Genomic DNA, 24,774 nt, shown 5'->3' with positions numbered 1-24,774 from the left:
GGCCTCCCGGACCCGGTGCGCGACCGCTGGCGGGAGCCGATGCGACTCGCCCTGGACGAGGCCCGCCGGGCCGTCCCGGGCGGGGACGTCCCCGTCGGCGCCGTCGTGCTGGCCGCGGACGGGGTCACCGTGCTGTCCCGCGCGCACAACGAGCGCGAGGCGACCGGCGACCCCACGGCCCACGCGGAGGTCCTCGCGCTGCGCCGGGCCGCCGGGCGGGCCGGGGAGTGGCGGCTCGCCGGCTGCACCCTGGTGGTCACGCTGGAGCCCTGCACGATGTGCGCGGGCGCCGTCCAGCAGTCCCGGGTCGACCGGGTGGTCTACGGCGCCCGGGACGAGAAGGCCGGCGCGGCCGGATCGCAGTGGGATCTGGTCCGGGACCGGCGCCTCAACCACCGCCCCGAGGTGATCGAGGGCGTGCTCGCCGAGGAGTGCTCCGGGCTGCTCACGGAGTTCTTCCGGGGACGCTGAATACCGATTTCGATCCACGCGCCACCGTGCTGTAAGGTCTCCCTCGGTAGCGTGTCCGAGCGGCCGAAGGAGCTCGCCTCGAAAGCGAGTGTGGCGCAAGTCACCGAGGGTTCAAATCCCTCCGCTACCGCTTGAGAAGGGCCCCGTCGTCAGACGGGGCCCTTCGTGCGATCATGGGCCCGCTCGATGCGCGCGTGACAGCAGTGACAGCCGTGACAGGGGAGGGCCGCGATGGCGGTGAACGCGAAGAAGGCCGCCGTCTATCTGGTGGTGGTCTTCGTGCTGTACGTGATCATCACGGACCCCGAGACCGCCGGCGACTACGTCACCATCGGGTTCCAGGGCATCTCGGACGCCGCGAAGGCGATCGGCGACTTCATGACCTGGCTGGCCGCAGGAGGCAAGTGATGATCCGGCACCTGGTGCTCTTCAAGCTGAACGAGGGCGTCCGCCGCGACGACCCGAAGGTCGTCGAAGGCGTGGAGGCCTTCCGGGCACTGGAGGGGAAGATCCCGGAGATCCGCTTCTGGGAGTGCGCCTGGAACATCAGCGACCGCCCCATCGCCTACGACTTCGCGATCAACTCCGCGTTCGACGACGCCGAGGCACTGCGCCGCTATGTCGAGCACCCGGACCACCAGGCGGGCGTCGGCCTGTGGCGCGAGTTCGCCACGTGGGTGATCGCCGACTACGAGTTCTGACGCCCCCTCCGCGCACCGCGCACCGAGGCCCCCTGCCGTGCCGGCAGGGGGCCTTGCCGCGTCCGGCGCCCGTCTGCGGCCCTCAACACGGAATATGCGGTGCTTGCACACAGTGAGTCAGTCTTGTGATGCTATGACCGCTTTTGACGGATGAGTTGACGGACGATGTGAGCGAATGAAGAGGTGGCGTTGACCGTGTCGGCCAGTTCCGCGCCGCCCCAGGACGAGGTGTCCCCCGACGCGGTCCAGACCCCCGCCAAGCGCCGTGGCGCGGACACCCGCGCCCTGACCCAGGTGTTGTTCGGTCAGCTCAAGAACCTGGAGCCGGGCACGCCGGAGCACGCCCGCGTGCGGGCGGCGCTCATCGAGGCGAACCTCCCGCTCGTGCGTTACGCGGCCGCCCGCTTCCGCTCCCGCAACGAGCCGATGGAGGACGTCGTCCAGGTCGGCACCATCGGCCTCATCAACGCCATCGACCGCTTCGACCCCGAGCGGGGCGTGCAGTTCCCGACCTTCGCGATGCCGACCGTCGTCGGCGAGATCAAGCGGTACTTCCGCGACAACGTCCGCACCGTCCACGTACCGCGCCGGCTGCACGAGCTGTGGGTGCAGGTGAACAGCGCGACGGAGGACCTCACCACGGCGTTCGGGCGCACCCCGACCACCGCCGAGATCGCCGAGCGGCTGCGCATCTCCGAGGACGAGGTGCTCTCCTGCATCGAGGCCGGCCGGTCGTACCACGCCACCTCGCTGGAGGCCGCGCAGGAGGGCGACGGGATGCCCGGCCTGCTGGACCGGCTCGGCTACGAGGACCCCGCCCTGGACGGCGTGGAGCACCGCGACCTCGTCCGGCACCTCCTCGTGCAGTTGCCGGAGCGGGAGCAGCGCATCCTGCTGCTGCGTTACTACAGCAATCTGACGCAGTCCCAGATCAGCGCCGAGCTGGGCGTCTCGCAGATGCATGTGTCCCGGCTGCTGGCCCGCAGCTTCCAGCGGCTGAGGTCCGCAAACAGGATCGACGCGTAACCCTGAAGAGCGAATCGCCCGACGGCGCGAATCTTCGCTCTTTCCGTCCGATACTCCGTCAGACCCCTTGTTTCCAGGTCTGATTCGCGTCTCGGATGTCGACATGTCACTACAGCGCGTTGCCGACATGTGACATTCTGCCGGAAGCGCGTTTGCCGGAGCCTCGGCGCCGGTATTCAGGTGAAGGCTGCGTTCCTCGGTTCGGGAGCGTTCGCCGCGACCGTCCCGCGACCCAAAGGGGGTGGCATGTCCGCAGAACAGGGCAGCTCGAAGGTGCTCACGCTCGCGGAGAGCGAGTCAGCTCCCCATGCTCTCGACGCACTCGGCCCCATCGACGAGGGCCCGGCCCTCGCCTCCACACCCGCTCCGGACCTCCCGGACACGGCGGCCCTCGACACCCGCACCCTGTCCCGCTCCCTGTTCCTGCGGCTCGCCGTGCTCGACGAGGACAGCCCGGAGCGGGCCTACGTCCGGGACACGCTGATCGAGCTCAACCTCCCCCTCGTGCGGTACGCGGCGGCGCGGTTCCGCTCGCGCAACGAGCCGATGGAGGACATCGTCCAGGTCGGCACCATCGGGCTGATCAAGGCGATCGACCGCTTCGACTGCGAACGGGGCGTGGAGTTCCCGACGTTCGCGATGCCGACGGTGGTCGGGGAGATCAAGCGCTTCTTCCGCGACACGTCCTGGTCGGTGCGGGTGCCGCGCCGGCTCCAGGAGCTGCGGCTGGCGCTGACCAAGGCCGGCGACGAGCTCTCCCAGAAGCTGGACCGCTCCCCGACGGTGAGCGAACTCGCCGCCGTGCTGGGGGTGTCCGAGGAGGACGTCGTCGACGGCCTCGCGGTGGGGAACGCCTACACGGCGTCCTCGCTGGACTCCCCCGCCCCGGAGGACGACGGCGGCGAGGGCTCCCTGGCGGACCGCCTCGGCTACGAGGACACGGCGCTGGAGGGCGTGGAGTACCGGGAGTCGCTGAAGCCTCTGCTGGCGAAGCTGCCGCCGCGGGAGCGGCGGATCATCATGCTGCGGTTCTTCGCGAACATGACGCAGTCGCAGATCGGCGAGGAGGTCGGCATCTCGCAGATGCATGTCTCGCGGTTGCTGACCCGCACCCTGGCCCAGCTGCGGGAGGGGCTCATCTCGGACTGACGTCCGCGGACGTGCTTGTGAGCGCGGGGGCGCTCGGCTCCTTCTGGGCCGAGCGCCCCCGCGCTTCGTCGCGGGCTGCGCCGTGGGCCGGACGCATCTGTGCCGGGCGCGGGCCGGTAGGGGCCGGTCGCGCAGTTCCCCGCGCCCCTTGAGGGTGTGGCCGCCGAGGGGGTTGCCTCGGCGGCCTCCTTTTACTTCAGTGCGAGCCAGGCCACCGCTGCGACCACTGCCACGGCGACCACGATGCCGAGGATCAGGCCGACGCGGGGGCCGCCGCTCGTGGCCGCCGGCTGCCTGGCCTCGGGGGCCTCGTCGACGAACGCGCGGAACATCTGGGTGCTGCCGGCGGGGTCGTGATTGCCCTGCGGGCCCTGGGTGTTAGCCATGGACCGAGACCCTAGCGAATCGGCGTCCGGCACCCCAAGCGGGGCGGGACCGGCCGGGTACACCCCGTCCCACCTGCGTGTTTACTGGTGCGATTGCTTGCCTTTGCCAAGTTTTTGGTCCGGACGGCCCGTTTTTATTTGCCTTCAGCAACCATGCATCCATACGGTTGCTTCAAGCAACGAAACGGAGGTGCCATGGCCGAGTCGGCACAGTACGAGGAGCTGGTCCGGCAGTTCAGTGCCTTCGGCGCCGTCAAACGGGAGATGAGCCGGCTGATGCCGTCGGACTGCCCGAGCGGCTCCGCGGCCGTGCTGACCGTGCTGGGCCGCCATGGCGACATGCGCATGGGCAGGCTCGCCGAGCTGCTGTCCGTGGACATGTCCGTCACCAGCCGGCACGTCGCCCATCTGGCGGAGCGCGGCTGGATCGAGCGCTCCCCCGACCCCGCCGACAAGCGGTCCCGCATCCTGCGCCTCACCCCGGCCGGCCAGACCCGGCTCGAAGAACTGTTCCGGCGCACGACCCAGCTCCTCGCGGAGCGGCTGAGCGACTGGTCGGACGAGGAGGTCGACGACCTCACCCGGCTGATGACCCGGCTCAGGGACAGCTTCGGCGACCCCCGCACCGTGCCCCGGCAGGCGCCTCCGCCACACGAACAGACCACCCGTACACCCGCAAGCACGTAAGAGAAGGAAGTCCATGGCAACGACCACACCGAACGGTGTGCGGGCTCATGCCAAGCACGGGGGAGGATCCTCCACGGACGCTCCGATGACCCATCGGCAGATCATGGAGGCGCTGTCCGGGCTGCTGCTCGGCATGTTCTGCGCCATCCTGTCGTCGACCATCGTCACCAACGCCCTGCCCGAGATCGTCTCCGACCTCGGCGGCGGCCAGAGCGCCTACACCTGGGTCGTCACCGCCTCGCTGCTGACGATGACCGCCTCCACCCCCCTGTGGGGCAAGCTCGCCGACCTCATCAGCAAGAAGGCCCTGGTCCAGACGGCCCTGGTGATCTTCGTGATCGGCTCGATCGTGGCCGGCACGGCGCAGAACCCGGGCATGCTGATCACCGCGCGCGCCATCCAGGGCCTCGGCGGCGGCGGTCTCGCCGCGCTGGCCCAGATCATCATGGCCGCGATGATCTCCCCGCGTGAGCGCGGGCGGTACTCCGGCTACCTGGGCGCGACCTTCGCGGTCGCGACCGTCGGCGGCCCGCTGCTCGGCGGCGTCATCACCGACACCAGCTGGCTCGGCTGGCGCTGGTGCCTCTACGTCGGCGTCCCCTTCGCGCTGATCGCGCTGGTCGTGCTGCAGAAGACGCTGCACCTGCCCCTGGTGAAGCGGGAGGTCAAGGTCGACTGGGCCGGCGCCTTCTTCGTCACCGCGGCCGTGAGCCTGCTGCTCCTGTGGGTCACCTTCGCCGACGACAAGTACGACTGGATGTCCTGGCAGACCGGTGCGATGGTCGGCGGCGCCGTCCTGCTCACGCTGGTCTTCCTGCTCGTCGAGTCCAAGGCGAGCGAGCCGATCATCCCGCTGCGTCTGTTCCGCAACCGCACCATCGCGCTGGCGTCGCTGGCCTCGCTGTTCGTCGGTATCGCGATGTTCGCCGGCACCGTCTACTTCAGCCAGTACTTCCAGCTCGCCCGGGACAAGTCCCCGACCATGTCGGGCGTCATGACCATCCCGATGATCGGCGGTCTGTTCATATCGTCGACCGTCTCCGGCATCGTCATCACGAAGACCGGCCGCTGGAAGGCCTGGCTGCTGTCCGGCGGCGTGCTGCTGACGGCGGGCCTCGGCCTGCTGAGCACCATGCGCTACGACACCCCGTACTGGCGCATCGGCGTCTTCATGGCGCTGATGGGTCTGGGCGTCGGCATGATGATGCAGAACCTGGTGCTCTGCACGCAGAACCAGGTGGCCGCGAGCGACCTGGGCGCGGCCTCCTCCGTGGTCACGTTCTTCCGCTCGCTCGGCGGCGCGGTGGGCGTCTCCGTGCTCGGCTCGGTGATGTCGTCCCGCATCAGCCACTACGCGGCGGACACCATCGGCACGCTCAGCCCGCAGGAGCAGGCGGCGGCCGCCAAGGCCTCCGGCAGCGGCACCATCCCCGACATGGACCTGCTGCCCCCGGGCATCCGCACCTGGCTGGAGAGCGCCTACGGCCACGGCATCGCCGACATCTTCCTGTACGTCGCGCCGATCGCCCTGCTCGGCTTCCTGGTGACGCTCTTCATCAAGGAGGTCCCGCTGCGGACCACCGGCGCGCTGGCCCAGGCCGCGCAGGAGCAGGCCGCCTCGTCCGGCGACCCGGTCGCCCCGACCGTCGCCGAGGCCGCCGCCGTCCCGGCCGGGGGCGCCGCCCCCGAGGGTTCGGCCGTCGCGGAGACGCAGGCCGCCGCGGAGGACACCTTCGCCAAGCCGGTGACCGCGGTCGCCACCGCCGCCCGGCCCGGGGAGTCCGCCTCCGCCGGAATCCCGGTGCGCGGCTTCGTCCGGGGCGCCGATTCCACCCCGGTGCCCCGCGCCGCGGTCACGCTGATCTCCCTGGGCGGCCGCCAGCTGGGCCGCTCCGTGGCCCAGGACGACGGCTCCTACGCGGTGGACGCCCCCTCGGCGGGGTCGTACGTCCTGATCGCCGCCGCCGACGGGCACCAGCCGCAGGCGTCGACGGTCGTGGTGAACGGCGAGCCGGTGTCCTACGACATCCTGCTCAGCGGCACCAGCGGCATGACCGGCGTGGTCCGCGCGGCGGACACCGGGCAGCCGGTGACGGACGCGATGGTCATCGTCACCGATGTGCGCGGCGACCTGCTGGCCACCGGGACCACCGGTGAGCAGGGCGAGTTCTCGTTCACCGAGCTGGTGCCGGGCGCGGTGACCGTGGCGGTGAACGCCGCCGGGTACCGGCCGCGCGCCCTGCCGGTGGAGATCGGCGCCACCGGCGTCACCCGGGTCGAGGCCGACCTGGAGACCGGCGCCCACGTCCGGGGCGTGGTCCGCGCCCCGCACGGTCCGCTGGCCGACGCCCGCGTCACCCTGGTCGACGCGGCGGGCAACGTGGTCGGCACGGCCACGACCGGCGACGACGGGGCGTACGCCTTCGCCGACCTGGACGGCGGCGAGTACACGGTGATCGCCACGGGTTACCCGCCGGTGGCGAGCGCCCTGACGGTGGCCGGCCCCGGTGTCGACGACCACGACATCGAGCTCGCCCACCCCGGCGAGTGACGAAGTTCCGGCCCGTGGCGGGCCCGCGCGTCCTGTAGCGGAGACGCGCCCCCGCCGCGGGCCGGTCGTATCACGACCTTTTCATGAGCCTTTTCAGGTCCATGAGCCATTTCAGGGAGAAGACGGGATGCCACTGACCGCGAGGATCCGCACCCGGGACGGATGGGCCGTGTCGCACGCGGTCGTCACGCTCACCGACGGGACCGGCAGCCAGGTGCTGCGCGCCGAGGCGGACGCCGAGGGCGCCGTCCGGGACGCCACCGAGCTGGCGCCGGGGGCGTACACGGTCGTCGTGACCGCGGTCGGGTACGCGCCCGCCGCCGCCAGCGCCCTCGTCACCGCGAGCGGGCGGGCGGAGATCGGGACGGTGACGCTGGCCAGGACCGGGGGCACGGAGCTGCCGCCGCCCGGCCCGTGGACCGTGGACCCGGCGCACAGCAGCGTGGCCGCCGCCGCCCAGCACCTGGGCATCTCCAGCGTGCGCGGCCGGTTCACCGACTTCACCGCCTCGGTGGAGATCGCCCCCGACGACGTCACCAAGTCCCGCGTGGAGGCGGTGATCCGGGCGGCGTCCATCGACACCGGCAACGCGATGCGCGACACCCATCTGCGGTCGCCGGACTTCCTGGACGTCGCGCGGTACCCGGAGATCACCTACCGGTCCACGGGGCTCACCCAGGCGGGCACCGACCGGTGGACCGTGCACGGTGAGCTGACCATGCGCGGCGTGGTCCGCCCGGTCGGCCTGGACCTGGCGTACCTCGGCACCGGCGCCGACCCGTGGGGCGGCACCCGGGCGGCGTTCCGCGCCACCACCGAGCTGCACCGCGAGGACTTCGCGATGAACTACAACCAGGTCGTCCAGGCCGGCATCGCCGCCGTCGGCACCACGCTGCGGGTGGAGCTGGACGTCCAGGCCGTGCAGGGGGAGAAGCTCCCGGAGGCCTGAGCACGACGCCCGGGACCTGCACCGCTTCCGGTCTCGTCCCGGGCGTGGTGCAATGGGTGGAGGGTCAGGAAGCGGCTCATTCGATTCCGGACGACCATGTCAGGTGAACGCCGTGACCCTTCCGCCCTTCTCCTCCGAGCGCGTGATGCTCCCGCTGCCCTCGGAGATCGACGCCCGCAACGCCGACGGCCTGCTGCCGCTGATCATGTACCAGGCCCGCTCCGGCTCCGAGGGGCCCGCGCGGGTGATGGTCCTCGACCTGTCCGGGACCCGCTTCATGGACTCCCAGGGCATCCGCCTGATCAACGACGCCCGCAGGCTGCTGCTCCCCCACACCCGGGTGCACGTGGTGGCCCTCCCGGAGTCCGTCGCGAGCCGCGTCCTGGAGGTGACCGGGCTGCGCCGCGACGTGCCCGTGTACGACAACCTCCCCGAGGCGATGGCGGCCTGAGCCCCGTCCGGCGGGTCACGACCTAGGCTGACGCCATGGCACCCGACATCGCGACCAACACCCGCGTCTCCCTCGACGAGTTGCTCGACTTCGTACGTCCCCGGCACCGCGCGATCCTGCTCACCCGCCGCTCCGACGGCGGACCGCAGGGGTCGCCGCTGACCTGCGGGGTCGACGACTCCGGGCGGATCGTGGTGTCCACCTACCCGGAGCGCGCCAAGACCCGCAACGCCAAGCGGGACCCTCGGGTCGGCCTGATCGTCCTCAGCGACGACTGGAACGGTCCGTGGGTGCAGATCGACGGCACCGCCGAGGTGCTGGACGTGCCCGACTCGGTGGAGCCGCTGGTGGAGTACTACCGGAACATCGCCGGTGAGCACCCCGACTGGGACGAGTACCGCGCGGCGATGGTGAAGCAGGGCAAGTCGCTGATCCGGATCACCCCGGAGCGCTGGGGTCCGGTGGCGACGGGCGGCTTCCCGGCGCGGCTGGCGGAGAACGAGTAGCGGCGGCTTACCGGGGGCACGCGCCCTAGGTCAGCCGCGCCCGCGCGCGACCATCGCCTCGATGCCGGCGATCAGCAGGTCGAGGGCGAAGGTGAAGTCCCGTTCGAGCATCTCCTCCACCGTGTCGCCGCCCCGCGCCTCCATGATGCGGGCCGAGCGGCCGATGACGTCGGAGGCGTCCGGGTCGCGCAGCACCTCGGTCATGGCGCGGTGGTGGTACTCGTCGGCGGTCAGGCCCGTCGACGCCACCCGGTCGCGGAAGTGGCCCTCCACCGTGCCGTGTCCGTACACGAACTGGAACACGGCGGCGATCGCCCCGGTCACCTCGTGCTCGGGCAGACCGGTACGGCCGAGGACCCGCTGGACGGCGCCCGAGAACCGCAGCGCGTGGGGGCCGATGTTGAGGAAGCGGCCGACGAGCGCCGGCAGCCAGGAGTGCCGGACCAGCAGCGCCCGGTACTCGCGGGCCAGCGCGCGCAGTTCGTCGCGCCAGTCGGCGCCGGAGTCCGGGTCGGGCAGGGCGAGTTCGCCGAAGGCGCGGTCCAGGGCCAGTTCGAGCAGGTCGTCCTTGGTGTCGACGTACCAGTAGACGGACATCGCGGTGACGTCGAGTTCGGCGGCGAGGCGGCGCATGGAGAACTTCTCCAGGCCCTCGGCGTCCAGCAGCCGCACGGTGGCCTCGGTGATCCGGTCCCGGTCGAGGCCGGACGGCTGGCCGCCGCCGCGTCTGCCGCCCCGCTCCCGGTCCTCCAGCCAGACACTGGGCCGCGGCGCCTTCCCGGACCGCTGGTCTGCCCTCACCATGGCGCACCTTCCTCGACTCGCGGACGCCGGTTCATGCTAGGCGTCCGCCTGGGTCCGCGCGGCGCGCGCGTCGGCGCGGTCGGCGCGATGCAGCAGCGACGCCGCGAGCAGGCCGCCGAGCAGCACCGCGACCGAGCCGACCAGGAGGCTCGTCTCCAGACCCGAGGAGAACGCCCCGGTGATCTCGGCGCGTTCGCGGTCCGAGCCGGCCGCGGCCAGCGCCGCCGGCAGCGAGGCCGCCGCGACCGGCACCAGGGCGGCGAAACGCGCGTTCAGCACGGCGCCGAGGACGGCCACGCCGAGTCCGTTGCCGAACTCGGCCAGGGTGCCGTTGATCCCGGCGCCGACGCCCGCCTTCTCGCGCGGCACGGAACTCATCACGGCGTGCGCCATCACCGGGCTGCCGATCGCGGTGCCCGCGCCGATCAGCACCAGGCCGAGCAGGGTGCCGCCGTAGCCGTGTCCGGTGAGCGTGGCGATCGACACCAGGCCGGCCGCCATCAGTCCCATGCCGACCGCTATGGACAGCGGAGTGCCCATCTTCGCCGACCACTTGGTGCCCACGCCGGTGAAGTTGAGGGCGACCACGGTCAGCGCCATCGGCGCGGTGCGCAGCCCCGCCTCCAGCGGGCCGTAGCCGAGGACGAACTGCAGGTACTGGGTGAGCAGGAACAGCGCGCCGCCCATCCCGAAGGTGATCAGCACCAGACCGCCGACCGCGCCGGTGAAGCGCCGGTTGCGGAAGAAGTGCGGGTCGAGCATCGGGTACGGGATCCGGCTCTCCCAGTACGCGAAGACGCCGAGCACCACGGCCGCCGCGCCGGCGGTGGCGAGCACCCTGCCGGACGTCCAGCCGTGCTCGGGTCCGGAGATGATCGCGTAGACCAGGGCCGTCATGCCGATGGTGGAGAGCACCGCGCCGACCAGGTCGGGCCGGTCACCCTGCCGGTTCCGGGACTCCGGGACGTACGCGGCGACGGCGGCCAGCGCCAGGGCCGCGACCGGCAGGTTGATCAGGAAGATCGAGCCCCACCAGAAGTGGTTCAGCATGAACCCGCCGACCAGCGGACCGGCCGCGAAGCCCAGGGAGTTGACGGCGCTCCAGATGCCGATGGCCTTGGGCTGCTCCTCGGGCGTGAAGATCTGCATGACCACGGCGAGGGTGGTGGTGAGCAGCAGCGCCCCGCCGACGCCCATGCCGGCCCGCGCGGCGATCAGCTGCCCGGAGGACTGGGCGAGACCCGCCGCCAGCGACCCCGCGCCGAACAGGGCGAGGCCCACGATCAGCATCTTCTTGCGGCCGTAGCGGTCGGCCGCGTTGCCGGCGCTGAGCAGCAGGCCCGACTGCACCAGCGAATAGGCGTTGATCATCCACTGGATGTCGGCGGTCGAGGCGTCCATCTCCCGGGTGAGGGAGGGGATCGCCACGTTCAGCACCGTGTTGTCGAGCAGCACGGTGAGCTGGGCGAGACAGATGACCCCGAGAATCAGCCAGCGCCGCGCGTGCCCCCGGGGAGCCCCGTCCGCCGGTGCGGTGTCCGGGGACGGGTCGGGGGCCGCGGCGGGCTGCTGCTGCGAGGACGTGGTCATGCTGTACACCGTAGAACAGCCCTCTTACGGTGTACAACGCGGGGGCGGGGTCAGCTTTCGGACGTGGGGCGGGTGAGGTCGTAGAAGGTGGCGGAGCCGGCGGTGACCTGGGTGAAGTTCTCCTGGACCCAGGCGGTGATCTGGGAGGAGGTGCCGGTGCCGTCCGCTCCGCCTCGGCCGCCGCCTCCGCCGGTGCCTCCGCTCGAGACGAAGTAGTGGATGCGGCCGTCCTTCACGTACTGCTGGAACTGGGCGAGGGTCGGGGACGGGTCGGTGCCGTTGAAGCCGCCGACCGCCATGACCGGTTCACCGGTGGCGAGCTGGTAGCTCGCGGCGTTCTGCGCGCCGACCGCCGCGGCGGCCCAGGTGTAGTCGTCGGCGTCCGTCTCCAGCAGCTCGCGTGCCTCGGCGTCGACGGAGGTGCCGCCGAGGAGGCCGCCCATGCCGGCGCCGCCGCGCGATCCCCGGCCGGGGGTTTCTGTCGTGGTGCCGTCGGTGGTGCCGGGTGGGGTGCCGGTGCCGTTCCGGCCCGACGGGGCGCCGCCGGGGAAGCCGCCGGTGCCGTTGGTGGCGGGCGGATTTCCGGTGGGCGGGGTGCCGTTCTGGGCGCCGCCGTTCTGGCCCTGGGTGCCGCCTCCGCCTTGGGCTCCGTCCCGGCCGCCGTTCTGACCGTCGCCCGGGCCTCCGCCCTGGGGACCACCGCCGCCGCCCCTGCCCGTCGACGCGGGACCGGCCGTGACGATGGAGCCGGAGTGGCCCTCCCGCACGGTGCTCAGGGTGTACGCCGTCGGGCCGGCCAGGGAGGCCGCGAGGCCGAGGCCGGCCGCCGCGAGCACCACCCGGCGTCCCGCCCGGCCCGCGAAGACCAGCCCGAGCGCGGCGGTCAGCCCGCCCACCAGGACGATCCAACGCAGCCACGGCAGGTGGTCGGGTGTGCGCGCGAGGAGGACGCAGCCCCAGGCCGCGGTCGCCGTGACGGCCGCCGCGAGGACGAGGGCGGCCCAGGTCTCCCGCCGCCGCTGCCACAGGGCGGCCGCGCCCATGCCGGTCACGGCCGCGAGATAGGGGGCCAGGGCGACCGTGTAGTACTGGTGGAAGATGCCGGCCATGAAGCTGAAGACGGCGGCGGTCGTCAGCAGCGAGCCGCCCCACACGAGGAACGCCGCACGGGTGATGTCGGTCCTGCCCGCCTTACGGGTCAGGTACAGGGCGGCGGCCAGCAGGATCAGCGCGGCGGGCAGCAGCCAGGAGATCTGGCCGCCGACGTCGTCGTTGAACATCCGGTCCCAGCCGGTCTCGCCCCAGCGGCCGCCGCCGCCCGCGCCGCCTCCGCCGCCGCCGACGCTGCCGGTCTCCTCGCCGTTGAGACGGCCGAGGCCGTTGTAGCCGAAGGTCAGCTCCAGGAAGCTGTTGCTCTGCGAGCCGCCGATGTACGGCCGTGAGGACGCCGGCCACAGCTCCACGACCGCGACCCACCAGCCTCCGGACACCACGAGCGCGACGGTCGCGAACGCGAGCTGTGCGAACCGCTTGCGCGGGCGTACGGGGGCACAGACGGCGTAGACCACGGCCAGCGCAGGGAGGATCAGGAACGCCTGGAGCGTCTTGGTGAGAAAGGCGAAGCCGATGGCGACGCCCGCCCACACCAGCCACTTGGTCCGGCCGTCCTCCAGGGCGCGGACGACGAGGTGACAGGCGACGGCCATGAGCAGGGCGAGCAGGGCGTCCGGGTTGTTGAAGCGGAACATCAGCGCCGCGACCGGCGTCAGCGCGAGGACCGCTCCCGCGAGGAGGGCGGCGCCGTGTCCGGCACGGCGGCGCACGGACGCGTGCACGACGGCGACGGTGCCGACGCCCATCAGCACCTCGGGCGCCAGGATCGCCCAGGAGCTGAGCCCGAACAGCCGCACGGAGAGGGCCATCGGCCAGAGCGCGGCCGGGGGCTTGTCCACGGTGATGGCGTTCGCGGCGTCGAGCGACCCGAAGAAGAAGGCCTTCCAGGACTGGCTGCCCGCCTGCACGGCCGCGGAGTAGAAGGAGTTGGCGTAGCCGGAGGCGTGGAGGTTGTAGAGATAGAGCAGGCCGGTGGCGAGGAGCAGCGCGAAGAGGGCGGGGCGGGCCCAGCGGGGGTGGTTGGTGGCGGTGACCAGGGCGTGCTTCGGTTGCGCGCCCGGCGGTGCGGGCTGGGAGCCGTCGGCGGTTTCGGGGTACGTGCCGGACGGCGCGGACGCCGGGTGGAGGCCGTCGGCGGTGGTGCCGGCTCCGTACGGCGCGGGCGCGGGATACGGCGCCCCGCCGGCGGGATCGGCCTGCGGGTCGTGTGAGGGGGTCATCGGGTGGTCCTCGGGTCGTGGTCGGTGTGCCGGGCGTGGCGCGGTGCGCGGGCCGGGGCGGGTGGGGGCGTGACCTGCGGATCCGGCTGGGGCGTCGGCCGGGCCCAGGGAGCGGGGCCGGTTTCCGAGGTGGTCCAGGAAACCGCCTGCCCCGATGTGGCACCGCGCCAGGTCTCCGTCCGCGTGGTCGGCGAGGCCCCCGACGGGCCAGGCGCCGTGGCGTCCCGCTCGGGCGTCGCACCCGGCTGCCGGGACCCCGTGTCAGAGGCGCGGTCCGGGAAGACCCAGGCCCGGAACAGCAGGAACCGCAGGACCGTCGCCGCCAGGTTGGCCGCCACCAGGACCGCCAGTTCCGTGGAGTGGGCCGGGTCGCCGCTCGCCGTGTCGAGGGCGGCGAGGGAGCCGCTGGTCAGGGCGAGGCCGATGGCGAAGACCACCAGACCCTGCGCCTGGTGGCGGACCATCCCGCCGCGCCCCCGCACCCGGAAGGTGAGCCGGCGGTTGGCGGCGGTGTTGGCGACCGCCGACACCAGCAGGGCGAGCCCGTTGGCGAGCTGGGAGCCGGTGACGGTGCGGAAGGCGCTGTAGAGGACCAGGTAGAACACCGTGGACAGGACGCCGACGGCGCAGAAGCCGACGAGCTGGCGGGCCAGTCCGCGCGGCACGTCCGCGAGGGTGCGGTCGCGCGGGTCGTCGCCGAAGGGCCGGGAGAGGCGGTCCAGCGGCAGCGCGCCGGTGGCCAGCGCCCTGCCGACCCGCCAGACGCCCTTCAGGTCCTCGGTGGCCGTCCGCACGATGTGGACGGTGGAGTCGGGGTCGTCGACCCAGTCGACCGGCACCTCGTGGATCCGCAGCCCCGCCCGCTCGGCGAGCACCAGCAGCTCCGTGTCGAAGAACCAGCCGCTGTCCTCCACCAGCGGCAGCAGCACCTGCGCCACGTCACGGCGGATCGCCTTGAACCCGCACTGCGCGTCGGAGAAGCGCGCCTGGAGCGAGCCGCGCAGGATCAGGTTGTAGCTGCGGCTGATGAACTCCCGCTTGGCGCCCCGCACCACCCGCGCGCTGCGGCTCAGCCGGGAGCCGATGGCCAGGTCGGAGTGGCCGGAGATCAGCGGGGCGACCAGCGGCAGCAGGGCGTTGAGGTCGGTGGACAGGTCCACGTCCATGTAGGCGAGGACGGGCGCGTCCGAGGCGGACCAGACGGTCCGCAGCGCCCGCCCGCGGCCCTTCCGCTCGAGCCGGACGGACCGCACCTCCTCGATCCGCCGCTCCAGGTCGGCGGCGATGAGCGGGGTGCCGTCCGTGGAGGCGTTGTCGGCGATCGTGATGCGGAACGCGTACGGGAAGGTCCGGGTCAGATGTTGGTGGAGCCGGCGGACGCAGGGCTGGAGGTCCTTCTCCTCGTTGAACACGGGGACGACGACGTCCAGGACCGGTGTGCCGGCCGAGGCGGCCGGAAGGTGCTCCCGAGCCGGCAGCGTGCCGGTGAAAGAGTCGGTTCGCATGGGACCGACCCTCGTCAACTGCCCTGTCGTGCCTCTGTGGTGAGGCTGTGCCACGGCTGTGAGTGCGGCGCGTCCGGCACTCCCGGGGCGGCGGGCAGGCGGAGGGTGAACGCCGTCCGCCCCGGCACGCTGTCGACGGTCACCGAGCCGCCGTGCGCGGCCGCCACCGCCTGCACGATCGCCAGCCCCAGGCCCGTCGATCCGGTGGCCCGGGTGCGGGCCGAGTCGCCGCGCGCGAACCGTTCGAAGACGTGCGGGAGCAGCTCGGGCGGGATGCCGGGCCCGTCGTCGGCGACGTCCACCCGCAGCCAGGGGCCCTCGCGGCGCACCCGCGCGGTGACGGTGGTGCCGGGCGGGGTGTGGGTGCGGGCGTTGGCGAGCAGGTTCACGAGGACCTGCTGGAGGCGGGCGGCGTCGGCGGTGACCGGCGCGGGCGCGTCGGGCAGATCCAGGCGCCAGTGGTGGTCCGGACCGGCCGCGCGGGCGTCACTGACGGTGTCCACGACCAGCGGCACCAGGTCGGTCTCCTCGAACCGCAGGGGCCGGCCCGCGTCCAGGCGGGCGAGCAGCAGCAGGTCCTCCACCAGCAGGGTCATCCGGCCGGCCTCGGACTCGATACGGCGCAGCGCGTGCCGGGTGTCCGGGCCGACCTCCTCCCGGCCGCGCCGGGTGAGTTCGGCGTAGCCGCGGATGGAGGCGAGCGGGGTGCGCAGCTCGTGGCTGGCGTCCGCGACGAACTGCCGTACCCGGGTCTCGCTGAGCTGGCGGGCGTGCAGGGCGCCGTGGACGTGGTCGAGCATGCGGTTGAGGGCGGCGCCGACCCGGCCGACCTCGGTGTGTGGATCGCATTCGGACTCCGGCACGCGCTCCTTCAGCGTCACCTCGCCACGGTGGAGGGGGAGTTCGGCGACGCGGGTGGCGGTTGCCGCGACCCGGCGCAGCGGGCGGGTGGCGACGCCGACGATGACGGCGCCGGCCAGGGACGCGGCGACGAGTCCCGCGGCGGTGACGCTGATCTCCACCAGGATCAGGGTGGTGACGGTGGCGTCGACGTCGGCGGTGGGCACGGCGACGTAGAAGGCGCCGTTGGGGCCCTCCTCGTAGACGACGCGGTAGCTGCCTAGACCGGGGAGGTCGGCGGTGTGCTCCTGCCGGTCGCGCGGCACGTCCTCCAGGGCGGCGAGCTGGGCGGTGGTGAGGCGGCCGGCCTCGGGTGTGCGGACGCCGTTCACCTCGCGGGAGTTGCTGACCACCCCGTCGGTCACCGCGCCGTCCACGACGGTGGCGCCGACGGTGCCGAACATCTGCGGTCCCCTCGTCACGAAGTCGAGGGCGTCCGCGTGCGGGCCGGGGCGCGGCCCGTCGTCGGCCGGGCCGCCGGTCGCCCGCATCGCCACCTCGCGCAGCTGCCCGTCGAGCTGCTCGTACAGGTGCGAGCGCAGGGCCAGGGCGGTCACCGTGCCGATCACCGCGCACACCACCGCGATCAGGGTGACGGACGCGACGACGAGCCGCGTCCGCAGGGTGCGCGGACGCGGCCGCCCCGGTCCGCTCACGACACCGCGGGCTTCAGCAGGTAACCGGCGCCGCGCCGGGTGTGGATCATCGGCTCCCGGCCCGCGTCGATCTTCCGGCGCAGATACGAGATGTACAGCTCGACGACGTTCGCCTGGCCGCCGAAGTCGTAGGACCAGACGCGGTCGAGGATCTGCGCCTTGCTGAGCACCCGGCGCGGGTTGCGCATCAGGAAGCGCAGCAGCTCGAACTCGGTGGCGGTCAGGTGGATGCTCTGGCCGCCGCGGGTCACCTCGTGACTGTCCTCGTCCAGGGTGAGGTCGCCGACCACCAGCAGGGCGTCGGAGCGGCGGTCGGTCGCGTAGGAGCGGCGGATCAGCCCGCGCAGCCGCGCGACGACCTCCTCCAGGCTGAACGGCTTGGTCACGTAGTCGTCGCCGCCCGCGGTCAGCCCCGCGATCCGGTCCTCGACGGCGTCCTTCGCGGTGAGGAACAGCACCGGCACGTCCGGCAGTTCGCGGCGCAGCCGGCCGAGGACGGTGAGCCCGTCCATGTCCGGCAGCATCATGTCCAGGACGACGGCGTCGGGCCGGAACTCGCGGGCCGCGCGCAGGGCGCCCTGCCCGTCGCCGGCGCTGCGGATCTGCCAGCCCTCGTAGCGCAGGGCCATGGACAGCAGTTCGGTGATCGACTGCTCGTCGTCCACCACCAGCACCCGGACGGTGCTCCCGTCCGGCCTCAGCAGTTCGGTGCGCCCCTGGGGCGAGATCGTGGTCATACCGGACACGATCGGCCGGTCCCCTGAGAGCACCCTTGCGTCTGTCTGTGTTTTCCCTGAGAAATCCACAGGCGGTTCTCAGGCAGGGGGCTCCGGGGCGTGTGGGGCGTCCGGCAGGCCGAACAGCCGGGCCGCGTTGTCGTGGCACACCGCCCGCAGCCAGTCGTCGCCGAGCCCGAGGTCCGCGAGGACGTCGAGCTGATGGGCGTACCGGTAGGGGATGTTGGGGAAGTCGGTGCCGAGCAGGACGCGGTCGCCGAGGGCGGCCAGGCGGGGGAGCGCCCGCCTGGGGAACGGCGCCATCCGCTCACTGAAGCCGGTGAACGCCATGGTGGTGTCGAGGCGGACCTCCGGGTACCGCTCGGCCAGGTCGAGGAAGTCCTCGTACTCGGGCATGCCCATGTGGGCGACGATCAGCCGCAGCCGGGGGTGGCGGGCCAGCACGCGGGCGACGGGCTCGGGGCCGGTGTGCTTGCCGGGGGCGGGGCCCGAGCCGCAGTGGACCACGACCGGTATGCCCGCCTCGGCGAGCAGCCCCCAGCAGGCGTCGAGCGCCTCGTCGGAGGGGTCGTACGCACCGACCTGAACGTGCGCCTTGAAGACGCGCGCCCCGTTCTCGACGGCCTCGCGGACGTAGTCGGCGGCGCCGGGCTCGGGGAAGAGGGTGGAGGTGTGCAGGCAGTCGGGGGTGCGACGGGCGAAGTCGGCGGCCCAGTCGTTGAGCCAGCGGGCCATGCCCGGCTTGTGCGGGTAGAGCATCGAGGTGAACGCGCGCACGCCGAACGCCCGCAGCAGCGCGGCCCTTTCGGCCTCCTCCGCGCGGTATGTGATCGGCCACTCGATGCCACCGGTGAGCGGCCCGAGTGCGTCGAAGTACGCCCACACCTTGTGGAGGACGCGCTCGGGCATGAAGTGCGTGTGCACGTCGATCAGGCCGGGGAGGCCCAGGTGCTGCCAGAAGCGGCGGACGTCGGCGGTTTCGGCCGTGCCGGTGGTCCCGTCGGTCTCATCGGGTGTGACGGGCGGAGTCGGAGGGTGCGCGCTCATGCCGGACACGATCACCCGCGAGGGCGGCATCGGTCCAGCCCCCGGCCTCGCTGCCCACCGCTCAGAACAGCCCGTCCTGCCCCGTCGGCCGCTCCTTCAGCGCCCGCACCGGCACCTCGACCCGGCGTCCCCCGGCCGGGACCAGGTCCCAGCCGGGCAGCAGGCGCGTGTCCAGCACGAGGACGCCCCGGTCCGTCGCCAGATGCAGATCTGGCCCGGCGGCCGCCACCAGCTCACCGCTCACCGCGCCCCCGGCGGCCAGCTCCCCCACCACACCCACCGGCGCCGGAGCCTCCGCCAGCCCGAAGGCCTCCACATGGTCGACGGGACGGAAGGGCGCGGGGTCGAGCGACTCCGGCCAGCCGGTGAGGGCGAGCGCCCGCGCGTGCAGCCCGGCTATCCCGGCCGCCCGCTCCTCCCCGGTCGCCGGGAGCACCGCCCGCGCCGCGCGCTTGGCGGCGTAGGGGACGCGGTCGGGCACCCGCAGCGCGGCGCGCAGCAGCTCCTCGGTGCGGCGCGCCGCCATCAGCGGTCCCGTGCCCAGCCAGCTGAAGCAGACCGCCCCCTGCTCCAGCAGCCGGGCGGATCCGCGCCGCTCTGCGGTGATCCCGACCTTGGTCATCCCGGGCCCGAACCACGCCAGGTAGACCCGGTACGGCCGCGGGTCGTCCGCGAGCGTGTCGGCGGCCACCGAGTGCGCCCGGTCCAGGCGGGCGCACTCCTCGCAGCGCGGCCCGGTGCTCCGCGCGGACACTCGCGCGGCGAGCGGACACATGGTCCCCCGTGCTCCCACACAGGTCCGCGCACCCCCTTCCGCGACCCCGAAGGCCACCGTCTTCCCCCAGGTCAGCGCCGAGCGCCGGCCCCCGTCCCAGATCAGCACGGGACCGCCCGCCGTCCAGCTCAGCCCCGTACACCGCCATGCCTGTGCCATCCCGGCCGAGACTAGAGGGGACCACTGACAACGGGCCGTGGCCGCCGGAGCCGGCCTGGACGAGAACCCGTACGGGAACCTGTCCGGGCATCCGGACGCGAACTGACCCCCGCTCACCCGCCGAGGTGCCGCGCGGGGCCCGTGGTGCCAGTCTGAGAAGGATCGAACCGCTCGGGGACATCCGGAAGGTCGAGAACATGGCCAGCAATGTCAGCGGTACGGGCTTTCGCGGGGCGGGCCGGGAGGCCGAGAGCCCCTGGGCGGCGAGCTGGACGGTGGCCGCCGCGTTCCTGATGGTGTTCGGCGGTGTCATGGCGATCTTCGAGGGCATCGCCGCCATCGCCCGGGACGACGTCTTCGTCGCCACGCCCAACTTCACGTACGAGTTCAGCCTGACCGGCTGGGGCTGGGTGCATCTGATCCTCGGCGCCCTGGTGGCCGCCGCGGGCCTGGCGCTATTCAAGGGGGCCACCTGGGCGCGCGCCGTGGGTGTCGCCCTGGCCGGGCTGAGCATGATCGCCCACTTCGTGTGGCTGCCCTACCAGCCGGTGTGGTCGATCGTCCTGATCGTCATCGACGGCTTCATCATCTGGGCCCTGTGCGCACCCCGCCGCGAGAACCCGGCGTAGAGCGCGGGCCCGGGAACCGGTCCGGCGCCTGGCCGTGGGTGATCCAGGCGGCCGGGCTGACCGCGATGGTCGCCGCCTACTTCCTGCTGCCGCTGGACCGGCTGGGCCCGCGCCGGCCGGTGTTGAGCTGGGTGCTCTTCGCGGCGGCCCTCGCGCTGATCGCCGTCCTGCTGCTGGTGCAGGTCGCCCGGGTGCTGCTGAACGTCCCGGGCGTCCGTCCGGGGATGGTGATCCCGCCGCTGATGTGCCTGTCCGTGCTGGTCTTCGCGACCGCCTACCAGGGTCTCGCCCAGCGCCCCGGCGAACTGGACGGCATCGGCACACGCCTGGACGCCCTCTACTTCACGATGGTCACGCTCGCCACCGTCGGCTACGGGGACATCACGCCGCGCGGGCAGTCCGCGCGCCTGGTCGCGATCCTGCAGATCCTCTACAGCTTCATCTTCCTCACGGCGGCGGCCACCGCCCTGACCAACCATCTGCGCAACGCCCTGCGCCACCACGGGAATCCGGACCCGCCACGCTGATTCGCGCCCACGTCGCGCACTCATGTGGCTGGCGTCACACTGAAAGAAGCAGGGTGCGCCTCGGACCCCCGGGGACCGCATCCCCCAGGACCCCGGACGAACACCGGCCGCCGGTCTCCTCGCGAGGCCCGGGACGCCTCCGAGCCCCGGGACGCTTGCGAGGCCGGGCCGCTTCCGAGGCGCGGAACGCCCCGGTGACCCGTGACGCCGGTTCGTCCGCCCGCGGGCCCGCATCCGGTTCCGCACTGCTCCAAGGGGTGTCCGCCATGAGCGGCATGGACGCAACCGCACTGGACAATCTGCGCGAGGCCCTGCGAGGCCCCCTCGTGACGCCGCAGGACGCCGAGTACGACGAGACCCGCTCCATCTACAACGCCATGATCGACCGCCGTCCCGCCGCCATCGCCCGCTGCACGGGCACCGCGGACGTGCGTACGACGATCGCCTTCGCCCGGCAGACGGGCGCCGAGCTGGCCGTGCGCGGCGGCGGGCACAGCGGCCCGGGTCTCTGTCTGGTCGACGGCGGGCTCACCCTCGACCTGTCCCTGATGCGCTGGGTGCGCGTCGACCCGCTGAACAGGACGGCCCAGGTGGGCGGGGGCAGCGTGCTGGGCGACCTGGACCACGAGACGCACAGCTTCGGGCTCGGCGTGCCGGCCGGCATCAACTCCACCACCGGCGTGGGCGGCCTCACGCTGGGCGGCGGCCACGGCCACCTCACCCGGAAGTACGGTCTGACGATCGACAGCCTGCTCGCCGCGGACGTGGTCCTGGCCGACGGCGGCGTCGTCACCACCACCGAGAAGGAACACCCGGACCTGCTGTGGGCCCTGCGGGGCGGCGGCGGCAACTTCGGTGTGGTCACGTCCTTCACGTTCCGGCTGCACCCGGTGGACACGGTCGGCGTGGCGGCCACCGTGTGGCCGGTCGAGCAGACGCAGGAGGTGCTGCGCTGGTACCGGGAGTTCCTGCCCTCGGCGCCCGAGGACCTCAACGGCTTCTTCGCCGTCATGGCCGTCCCGCCCGCACCGCCGTTCCCCGAGCCGCTGCACGGGAAGAAGGTGTGCGGCGTCATCTGGTGCTACACCGGCGACCTGGAGGGCGGACGCCTGGACGACGTGCTGTCCGTGGTGAACGACCCGGCCCCGCCGGCCTTCCACTTCGCCACGCCGATGCCGTACCCGGTGCTCCAGACGATGTTCGACGACCTCGTCCCCAAGGGTCTCCAGTGGTACTGGCGCGGTGACTTCTTCGACACGGTCACCGACGAGGCCATGGCGGTGCACGAGCGGTTCGGGCGGGAGCTGCCGACCGGCCTGTCGACCATGCACCTGTACCCGATCGACGGGGCGGCCCACGACGTCGCCCCGGGCGAGACGGCCTGGGCGTACCGGGACGCGACCTGGTCCGGCGTCATCGCCGGCATCGACCCCGACCCCGCCAACGCCGACCTGATCCGCCGGTGGTGCGTCGACTACTGGTCGGCCCTCCACCCGCACTCCATGGGCGGCAGCTACGTCAACTTCCTCGGCGAGTCCGAGGAACCGGACCGCGTCCGCGCCACCTACCGCGACAACTACGCCCGCCTCGCCGCCGTGAAGCACACCTACGACCCGGACAACTTCTTCCACGCCAACCAGAACATCCCGCCGGCGGCCTGAGCGGCGCCGGGCCGGGCGGGTCGCCAACGGACCCGCCCGGTGGCTGCGCGGGAGGGCATGCCGAAGACTGGGGCGCAGGACGCTACGGATCGACCGGGGGCCCTGCGGATGGAGCGGTACCAGCGCACGAAGCGCTCCAGGCGGCTCGCCTGGTCCCGCGCCCTGCCGCCCGCCGTGGTGGTCGTCGCGGTCGTCGTCGACCTCGCCTGGCCGCCGTTCAACACGTTCCCGCTGCTGGCGACCGTGTCGCTGATCGCGGCGCCGATGTACCCGCTGCCCTGGACGATCACGAGCGGCGCGGTGGCCTGCCTGACCGGCTGGCTGCTGTCGTTCCGTGAGAACGAGGAGGTGCTCTCCCGGGCGAACGTCATCGGCTTCACGACCCTCCTCACTCTGACGGTCGTGGCCGCGTTCCTCAACCGGATGTTCGCCCGCGAACGGGAGCAGCTGCGGACGTCGCGCCAGGTGGCGGAGGCGGTCCAGCGCGCGATGCTGCCCACCGTGCCCGAGCGGGTCCGGGGGCTGGCCCTGGCCGCCCGGTACCAGGCCGCCCAGGAGGAGGCCCTCATCGGCGGCGACCTGTACGCCGCGCACGAGACGCCCCACGGGCTGCGCCTGGTGATCGGGGACGTCCGCGGCAAGGGCACCCAGTCGGTCTCCATGGTCAACACCCTGCTGGGCGTCTTCCACGCGGCGGCCCTGCAACTGCCGGACCTGCCGTCGGTCGTGCAGGCGGCGGAGATCCAGGTGCATGCAGGACCTGAAGGCCCGGGAGGAGGAGATGCCGTTCGAGGACTTCGTCACCGCCGTCTTCGTCGAGATCCTCCCCGACCGGTCCGCGTTCCGCATGGCGAACCGGGGGCATCCGACACCGCTGCTGGTCCACGACGGCCGGGTGACCGCGCTGGAGCCGAAGGAGCCGTCGCTGCCGCTGGGCCTGGGCGACCTGGCCGGCCCCGTCGTCCCGGTGGACTGCTACGACCTGCCTCCGGGCGCCACGCTGGTGCTCTTCACCGACGGCATCATCGAGGCCCGTGACCGCACCGGCGCCTTCTTCGACCCGGTCCCCCCGCTCACCTGCCCGCTCCCCCCGAATCCAGGTGCGGTGCTGGACGCCATGCTGGCCGCCCTGTTCCGCCACACCGACGAACTCGGGGACGACGCGGCGGCCCTGGCGATCACCCGCCTCCCGGACGAGGAGACGCCCGCGGCCGTACGGTCTGAACCCGCTCCTCGCATCTGGTGACCCGAGTCGGAGATTCGTCGGCAGTAGGCGGCGAATCTCCGACTCAGGTCACCAGGCCGCACCCACGGTGAGTAGGGAGTCCACCCGACCGAGAAGCCGCCCGACCGGCTGCGGATCTCCAGCGTGTGCTCCCCTGCCTCCGGCGCGGGCAGCTGGCGCGGCCCGCTCTCCGGTCAGCGCACGCCCCGCTGTCCCAGCAGGCGAGCTTGCCGCTCCTTCAAGTGGGCGAACCCCTGACGGGCATACCCGGCGATCTCTTCGCTGGGGAAGGGAACCACCGAGAGGTGCTGGTCGAAGTCGCCCTGCTCCCAGCGGGCAGCCGTGATCTCGTAGCCCGACACGTGGGCACACAGCTGCAGCAGGATCGGCGGCATCGCCGGCTCCCTCAAGAGGTCGGCGTGCCTGATGACGAGATCGCGCATGGCGCGGATGTTGGGCAGGAAGACGGTGGTCACCCACAGCCGCCACTCGGCCAGCTCCTCCTCGGTGGGGGGTGTCTCGTGATCGAACGGCGAGCGACCGCCAGGACGGGCATTGCGCTCCTTGAACGCCTGGAAGCTGCGGCTGTTGGCTTCCGTGAGGGCGAACAGTGGCCCGTAGAAGTCGCTGAGCTGGCGGTTCACACGTGCGAGGCGTTCCTGGCGCTGCGCCAGGCGCAGACCGTTGAGGTAGGTGGCGACGTAGCCGACGAACGCGAGCCCGATGGTGGCAACCAAGGCGATCATGCGCGGCGATGCTAACCAGGAAGAGTCACCGTGTCAGTGAGAACCGTGGTCACCTACTCATGCCAGAGGCCCCGCCGGGCGAACCGGCGGGGCCTTTGAACTGTGTGCACTCGGCAGGATTCGAACCTGCAACCTTCTGATCCGTAGTCAGATGCTCTATCCGTTAAGCTACGAGTGCTTGTCTCTTCATTTGTCTCGCCGCTCCCGGCCCTTTCGGCCCGCTCGCGGCGACAGGAAGAACATTACATGACTGCCGCCGCCATGTGAAATCCGATTGCCCTACCCCTTGTGACCTGCGGAAACGCGGTGTGGGGCCGGTATGACCGGGGGAACGGCGAAGCCCCGGCCGCTGGGACCGGGGCTTCGTGTTCGGGGCGGAGGCGGAGGGATTTGAACCCTCGATGGGCTTTAAGGCCCAAACCGCATTAGCAGTGCGGCGCCATAGACCGGACTAGGCGACGCCTCCATGCACAACCTGCTGCGCGCGGGCGCGAGTGGGTGGTGCGTGCCGATGATGACACAACCGTGTGGGGTGTCACCAATCGCCCCCCACGGTACTAGGCGGGGAGCCCGCAGGGCAAAGCCCTGGCGAACGGCACGCCG

Annotated in this window: 25 protein-coding genes and 3 tRNA genes; 15 read left to right on the top strand and 13 right to left on the bottom strand. The window is 72.3% G+C overall.

The window, feature by feature from the left end; translation table 11 throughout:
* Positions 1-39: 39 nt before the first annotated feature.
* The 6 genes from tadA (at position 40) to ACQY0Z_RS07555 (ending at position 3,347) form a co-directional block, all read left to right on the top strand.
* Positions 40-471, top strand: a complete 432-nt coding sequence (gene tadA / locus ACQY0Z_RS07580) for a tRNA adenosine(34) deaminase TadA (protein WP_254588035.1) — start codon at positions 40-42, stop codon at positions 469-471.
* Between the two features lie 45 nt (positions 472-516).
* Positions 517-601 (top strand) — tRNA-Ser (locus ACQY0Z_RS07575).
* Between the two features lie 101 nt (positions 602-702).
* Positions 703-879 (top strand): hypothetical protein, encoded by a 177-nt coding sequence (locus ACQY0Z_RS07570; protein WP_019527032.1) that lies wholly within the window; start codon positions 703-705, stop codon positions 877-879.
* Positions 879-1,172, top strand: coding sequence for a Dabb family protein (locus tag ACQY0Z_RS07565; RefSeq protein ID WP_254588027.1), 294 nt, complete (start codon positions 879-881; stop codon positions 1,170-1,172). Before ACQY0Z_RS07570 ends, ACQY0Z_RS07565 begins: the two co-directional genes overlap by 1 nt.
* 189 nt (positions 1,173-1,361) lie before the next feature.
* On the top strand, positions 1,362-2,198 hold the full coding sequence (locus ACQY0Z_RS07560) for an RNA polymerase sigma factor SigF (RefSeq protein WP_189897216.1): 837 nt from the start codon (positions 1,362-1,364) through the stop codon (positions 2,196-2,198).
* Between the two features lie 246 nt (positions 2,199-2,444).
* Entirely contained in the window at positions 2,445-3,347 is a 903-nt protein-coding gene (locus ACQY0Z_RS07555; RefSeq protein ID WP_189897215.1) for an RNA polymerase sigma factor SigF, read from the top strand.
* Between the two features lie 191 nt (positions 3,348-3,538).
* Here the strand turns inward: ACQY0Z_RS07555 and ACQY0Z_RS07550 are convergent, their stop codons facing one another.
* Positions 3,539-3,733, bottom strand: a complete 195-nt coding sequence (locus ACQY0Z_RS07550; RefSeq protein WP_189897214.1) for a hypothetical protein — start codon at positions 3,731-3,733, stop codon at positions 3,539-3,541.
* Positions 3,734-3,928: 195 nt separating this feature from the next.
* Between ACQY0Z_RS07550 and ACQY0Z_RS07545 the strand changes: the two genes are divergently transcribed.
* The 5 genes from ACQY0Z_RS07545 (at position 3,929) to ACQY0Z_RS07525 (ending at position 8,877) form a co-directional block, all read left to right on the top strand.
* Positions 3,929-4,420 (top strand): MarR family winged helix-turn-helix transcriptional regulator, encoded by a 492-nt coding sequence (locus ACQY0Z_RS07545; protein WP_189897213.1) that lies wholly within the window; start codon positions 3,929-3,931, stop codon positions 4,418-4,420.
* A gap of 13 nt (positions 4,421-4,433) precedes the next feature.
* A complete protein-coding gene (locus ACQY0Z_RS07540; RefSeq protein WP_381726505.1) occupies positions 4,434-6,971 on the top strand; it encodes an MFS transporter in 2,538 nt (845 codons plus the stop codon).
* A gap of 127 nt (positions 6,972-7,098) precedes the next feature.
* Positions 7,099-7,920, top strand: coding sequence for a YceI family protein (locus ACQY0Z_RS07535; protein ID WP_381726504.1), 822 nt, complete (start codon positions 7,099-7,101; stop codon positions 7,918-7,920).
* 145 nt (positions 7,921-8,065) lie between these two features.
* Positions 8,066-8,371: an STAS domain-containing protein gene (locus ACQY0Z_RS07530; RefSeq protein ID WP_254588036.1), complete on the top strand. Its 306-nt coding sequence runs from the start codon at positions 8,066-8,068 to the stop codon at positions 8,369-8,371.
* A gap of 35 nt (positions 8,372-8,406) precedes the next feature.
* Entirely contained in the window at positions 8,407-8,877 is a 471-nt protein-coding gene (locus tag ACQY0Z_RS07525; RefSeq protein WP_189897210.1) for a PPOX class F420-dependent oxidoreductase, read from the top strand.
* A 30-nt stretch (positions 8,878-8,907) separates the two neighbouring features.
* On the opposite strand, the gene ACQY0Z_RS07520 is transcribed toward ACQY0Z_RS07525, so the two are convergent.
* The 8 genes from ACQY0Z_RS07520 to ACQY0Z_RS07485 all read right to left on the bottom strand — a co-directional run bounded on the left by ACQY0Z_RS07520 (position 8,908) and on the right by ACQY0Z_RS07485 (position 19,383).
* Complete coding sequence (locus ACQY0Z_RS07520; RefSeq protein WP_381726503.1) at positions 8,908-9,681, bottom strand: TetR/AcrR family transcriptional regulator; 774 nt, start codon at positions 9,679-9,681, stop codon at positions 8,908-8,910.
* 36 nt (positions 9,682-9,717) lie between these two features.
* Positions 9,718-11,271 carry an MFS transporter gene (locus tag ACQY0Z_RS07515; protein WP_189897208.1) on the bottom strand — a complete coding sequence of 518 codons (1,554 nt, stop codon included), beginning with the start codon at positions 11,269-11,271 and terminating at the stop codon, positions 9,718-9,720.
* Between the two features lie 50 nt (positions 11,272-11,321).
* Positions 11,322-13,604: a glycosyltransferase family 39 protein gene (locus ACQY0Z_RS07510; RefSeq protein WP_439811998.1), complete on the bottom strand. Its 2,283-nt coding sequence runs from the start codon at positions 13,602-13,604 to the stop codon at positions 11,322-11,324.
* A complete protein-coding gene (locus ACQY0Z_RS07505) occupies positions 13,601-15,109 on the bottom strand; it encodes a glycosyltransferase (protein WP_439811997.1) in 1,509 nt (502 codons plus the stop codon). Before ACQY0Z_RS07505 ends, ACQY0Z_RS07510 begins: the two co-directional genes overlap by 4 nt.
* 14 nt (positions 15,110-15,123) lie before the next feature.
* Entirely contained in the window at positions 15,124-16,665 is a 1,542-nt protein-coding gene (locus ACQY0Z_RS07500) for a sensor histidine kinase (RefSeq protein ID WP_347226114.1), read from the bottom strand.
* Positions 16,662-17,402, bottom strand: coding sequence for a response regulator (locus ACQY0Z_RS07495; protein ID WP_189897205.1), 741 nt, complete (start codon positions 17,400-17,402; stop codon positions 16,662-16,664). Before ACQY0Z_RS07495 ends, ACQY0Z_RS07500 begins: the two co-directional genes overlap by 4 nt.
* Before the next feature lie 78 nt (positions 17,403-17,480).
* Positions 17,481-18,449, bottom strand: a complete 969-nt coding sequence (locus ACQY0Z_RS07490) for an amidohydrolase family protein (protein ID WP_254587609.1) — start codon at positions 18,447-18,449, stop codon at positions 17,481-17,483.
* A gap of 61 nt (positions 18,450-18,510) precedes the next feature.
* The gene (locus tag ACQY0Z_RS07485) at positions 18,511-19,383 is read right to left on the bottom strand and encodes a DUF2797 domain-containing protein (RefSeq protein WP_254587608.1); all 873 of its coding nucleotides are present in this window, start codon (positions 19,381-19,383) and stop codon (positions 18,511-18,513) included.
* Positions 19,384-19,580: 197 nt separating this feature from the next.
* Between ACQY0Z_RS07485 and ACQY0Z_RS07480 the strand changes: the two genes are divergently transcribed.
* The 3 genes from ACQY0Z_RS07480 to ACQY0Z_RS07470 all read left to right on the top strand — a co-directional run bounded on the left by ACQY0Z_RS07480 (position 19,581) and on the right by ACQY0Z_RS07470 (position 22,200).
* Positions 19,581-20,012, top strand: a complete 432-nt coding sequence (locus ACQY0Z_RS07480; protein ID WP_189897203.1) for a DUF7144 family membrane protein — start codon at positions 19,581-19,583, stop codon at positions 20,010-20,012.
* 38 nt (positions 20,013-20,050) lie between these two features.
* Positions 20,051-20,539, top strand: a complete 489-nt coding sequence (locus ACQY0Z_RS07475) for a potassium channel family protein (RefSeq protein WP_189897202.1) — start codon at positions 20,051-20,053, stop codon at positions 20,537-20,539.
* A 275-nt stretch (positions 20,540-20,814) separates the two neighbouring features.
* Positions 20,815-22,200: an FAD-binding oxidoreductase gene (locus ACQY0Z_RS07470; RefSeq protein WP_347226115.1), complete on the top strand. Its 1,386-nt coding sequence runs from the start codon at positions 20,815-20,817 to the stop codon at positions 22,198-22,200.
* On the opposite strand, the gene ACQY0Z_RS07465 is transcribed toward ACQY0Z_RS07470, so the two are convergent.
* Positions 22,146-22,769 (bottom strand): hypothetical protein, encoded by a 624-nt coding sequence (locus ACQY0Z_RS07465; RefSeq protein WP_347226116.1) that lies wholly within the window; start codon positions 22,767-22,769, stop codon positions 22,146-22,148. The genes ACQY0Z_RS07470 and ACQY0Z_RS07465 overlap by 55 nt on opposite strands.
* Positions 22,770-22,951: 182 nt before the next feature.
* Here ACQY0Z_RS07465 and ACQY0Z_RS07460 point away from each other — a divergent pair, with 182 nt between their 5' ends.
* Positions 22,952-23,446, top strand: a complete 495-nt coding sequence (locus ACQY0Z_RS07460; RefSeq protein WP_347226117.1) for a PP2C family protein-serine/threonine phosphatase — start codon at positions 22,952-22,954, stop codon at positions 23,444-23,446.
* Positions 23,447-23,619: 173 nt separating this feature from the next.
* On the opposite strand, the gene ACQY0Z_RS07455 is transcribed toward ACQY0Z_RS07460, so the two are convergent.
* The 3 genes from ACQY0Z_RS07455 to ACQY0Z_RS07445 form a co-directional block, all read right to left on the bottom strand.
* Entirely contained in the window at positions 23,620-24,171 is a 552-nt protein-coding gene (locus ACQY0Z_RS07455; protein WP_189897200.1) for a hypothetical protein, read from the bottom strand.
* A 105-nt stretch (positions 24,172-24,276) separates the two neighbouring features.
* Positions 24,277-24,349, bottom strand: a tRNA-Arg gene (locus ACQY0Z_RS07450).
* A gap of 197 nt (positions 24,350-24,546) precedes the next feature.
* Positions 24,547-24,637 (bottom strand) — tRNA-Ser (locus ACQY0Z_RS07445).
* Positions 24,638-24,774: the final 137 nt, after the last annotated feature.

Source organism: Streptomyces sp. P9-2, from assembly GCF_051903975.1.
Taxonomy (GTDB): Bacteria; Actinomycetota; Actinomycetes; order Streptomycetales; family Streptomycetaceae; genus Streptomyces; species Streptomyces cellulosae.
The sequence above is the reverse complement of the archived record's forward strand: the minus strand, read 5'-3'. Positions and strand labels throughout refer to the sequence as shown.

Excerpts from the sequence above, each read along its gene's own strand:
- ACQY0Z_RS07460 (WP_347226117.1), top strand. The coding sequence starts at position 22,952 with ATGCAGGACCTGAAGGCCCGGGAGGAGGAGATGCCGTTCGAGGACTTC.
- ACQY0Z_RS07490 (WP_254587609.1), bottom strand. The coding sequence starts at position 18,449 with ATGAGCGCGCACCCTCCGACTCCGCCCGTCACACCCGATGAGACCGAC.
- tadA (WP_254588035.1), top strand. The coding sequence starts at position 40 with ATGCGACTCGCCCTGGACGAGGCCCGCCGGGCCGTCCCGGGCGGGGAC.
- ACQY0Z_RS07530 (WP_254588036.1), top strand. The coding sequence starts at position 8,066 with ATGCTCCCGCTGCCCTCGGAGATCGACGCCCGCAACGCCGACGGCCTG.
- ACQY0Z_RS07535 (WP_381726504.1), top strand. The coding sequence starts at position 7,099 with ATGCCACTGACCGCGAGGATCCGCACCCGGGACGGATGGGCCGTGTCG.
- ACQY0Z_RS07540 (WP_381726505.1), top strand. The coding sequence starts at position 4,434 with ATGGCAACGACCACACCGAACGGTGTGCGGGCTCATGCCAAGCACGGG.
- ACQY0Z_RS07455 (WP_189897200.1), bottom strand. The coding sequence starts at position 24,171 with ATGATCGCCTTGGTTGCCACCATCGGGCTCGCGTTCGTCGGCTACGTC.
- ACQY0Z_RS07570 (WP_019527032.1), top strand. The coding sequence starts at position 703 with ATGGCGGTGAACGCGAAGAAGGCCGCCGTCTATCTGGTGGTGGTCTTC.
- ACQY0Z_RS07550 (WP_189897214.1), bottom strand. The coding sequence starts at position 3,733 with ATGGCTAACACCCAGGGCCCGCAGGGCAATCACGACCCCGCCGGCAGC.
- ACQY0Z_RS07520 (WP_381726503.1), bottom strand. The coding sequence starts at position 9,681 with ATGGTGAGGGCAGACCAGCGGTCCGGGAAGGCGCCGCGGCCCAGTGTC.
- ACQY0Z_RS07555 (WP_189897215.1), top strand. The coding sequence starts at position 2,445 with ATGTCCGCAGAACAGGGCAGCTCGAAGGTGCTCACGCTCGCGGAGAGC.
- ACQY0Z_RS07495 (WP_189897205.1), bottom strand. The coding sequence starts at position 17,402 with ATGACCACGATCTCGCCCCAGGGGCGCACCGAACTGCTGAGGCCGGAC.
- ACQY0Z_RS07470 (WP_347226115.1), top strand. The coding sequence starts at position 20,815 with ATGGACGCAACCGCACTGGACAATCTGCGCGAGGCCCTGCGAGGCCCC.
- ACQY0Z_RS07565 (WP_254588027.1), top strand. The coding sequence starts at position 879 with ATGATCCGGCACCTGGTGCTCTTCAAGCTGAACGAGGGCGTCCGCCGC.
- ACQY0Z_RS07505 (WP_439811997.1), bottom strand. The coding sequence starts at position 15,109 with ATGCGAACCGACTCTTTCACCGGCACGCTGCCGGCTCGGGAGCACCTT.
- ACQY0Z_RS07525 (WP_189897210.1), top strand. The coding sequence starts at position 8,407 with ATGGCACCCGACATCGCGACCAACACCCGCGTCTCCCTCGACGAGTTG.
- ACQY0Z_RS07545 (WP_189897213.1), top strand. The coding sequence starts at position 3,929 with ATGGCCGAGTCGGCACAGTACGAGGAGCTGGTCCGGCAGTTCAGTGCC.
- ACQY0Z_RS07515 (WP_189897208.1), bottom strand. The coding sequence starts at position 11,271 with ATGACCACGTCCTCGCAGCAGCAGCCCGCCGCGGCCCCCGACCCGTCC.
- ACQY0Z_RS07485 (WP_254587608.1), bottom strand. The coding sequence starts at position 19,383 with ATGGCACAGGCATGGCGGTGTACGGGGCTGAGCTGGACGGCGGGCGGT.
- ACQY0Z_RS07465 (WP_347226116.1), bottom strand. The coding sequence starts at position 22,769 with ATGAGGGCCTCCTCCTGGGCGGCCTGGTACCGGGCGGCCAGGGCCAGC.
- ACQY0Z_RS07480 (WP_189897203.1), top strand. The coding sequence starts at position 19,581 with ATGGCCAGCAATGTCAGCGGTACGGGCTTTCGCGGGGCGGGCCGGGAG.
- ACQY0Z_RS07510 (WP_439811998.1), bottom strand. The coding sequence starts at position 13,604 with ATGACCCCCTCACACGACCCGCAGGCCGATCCCGCCGGCGGGGCGCCG.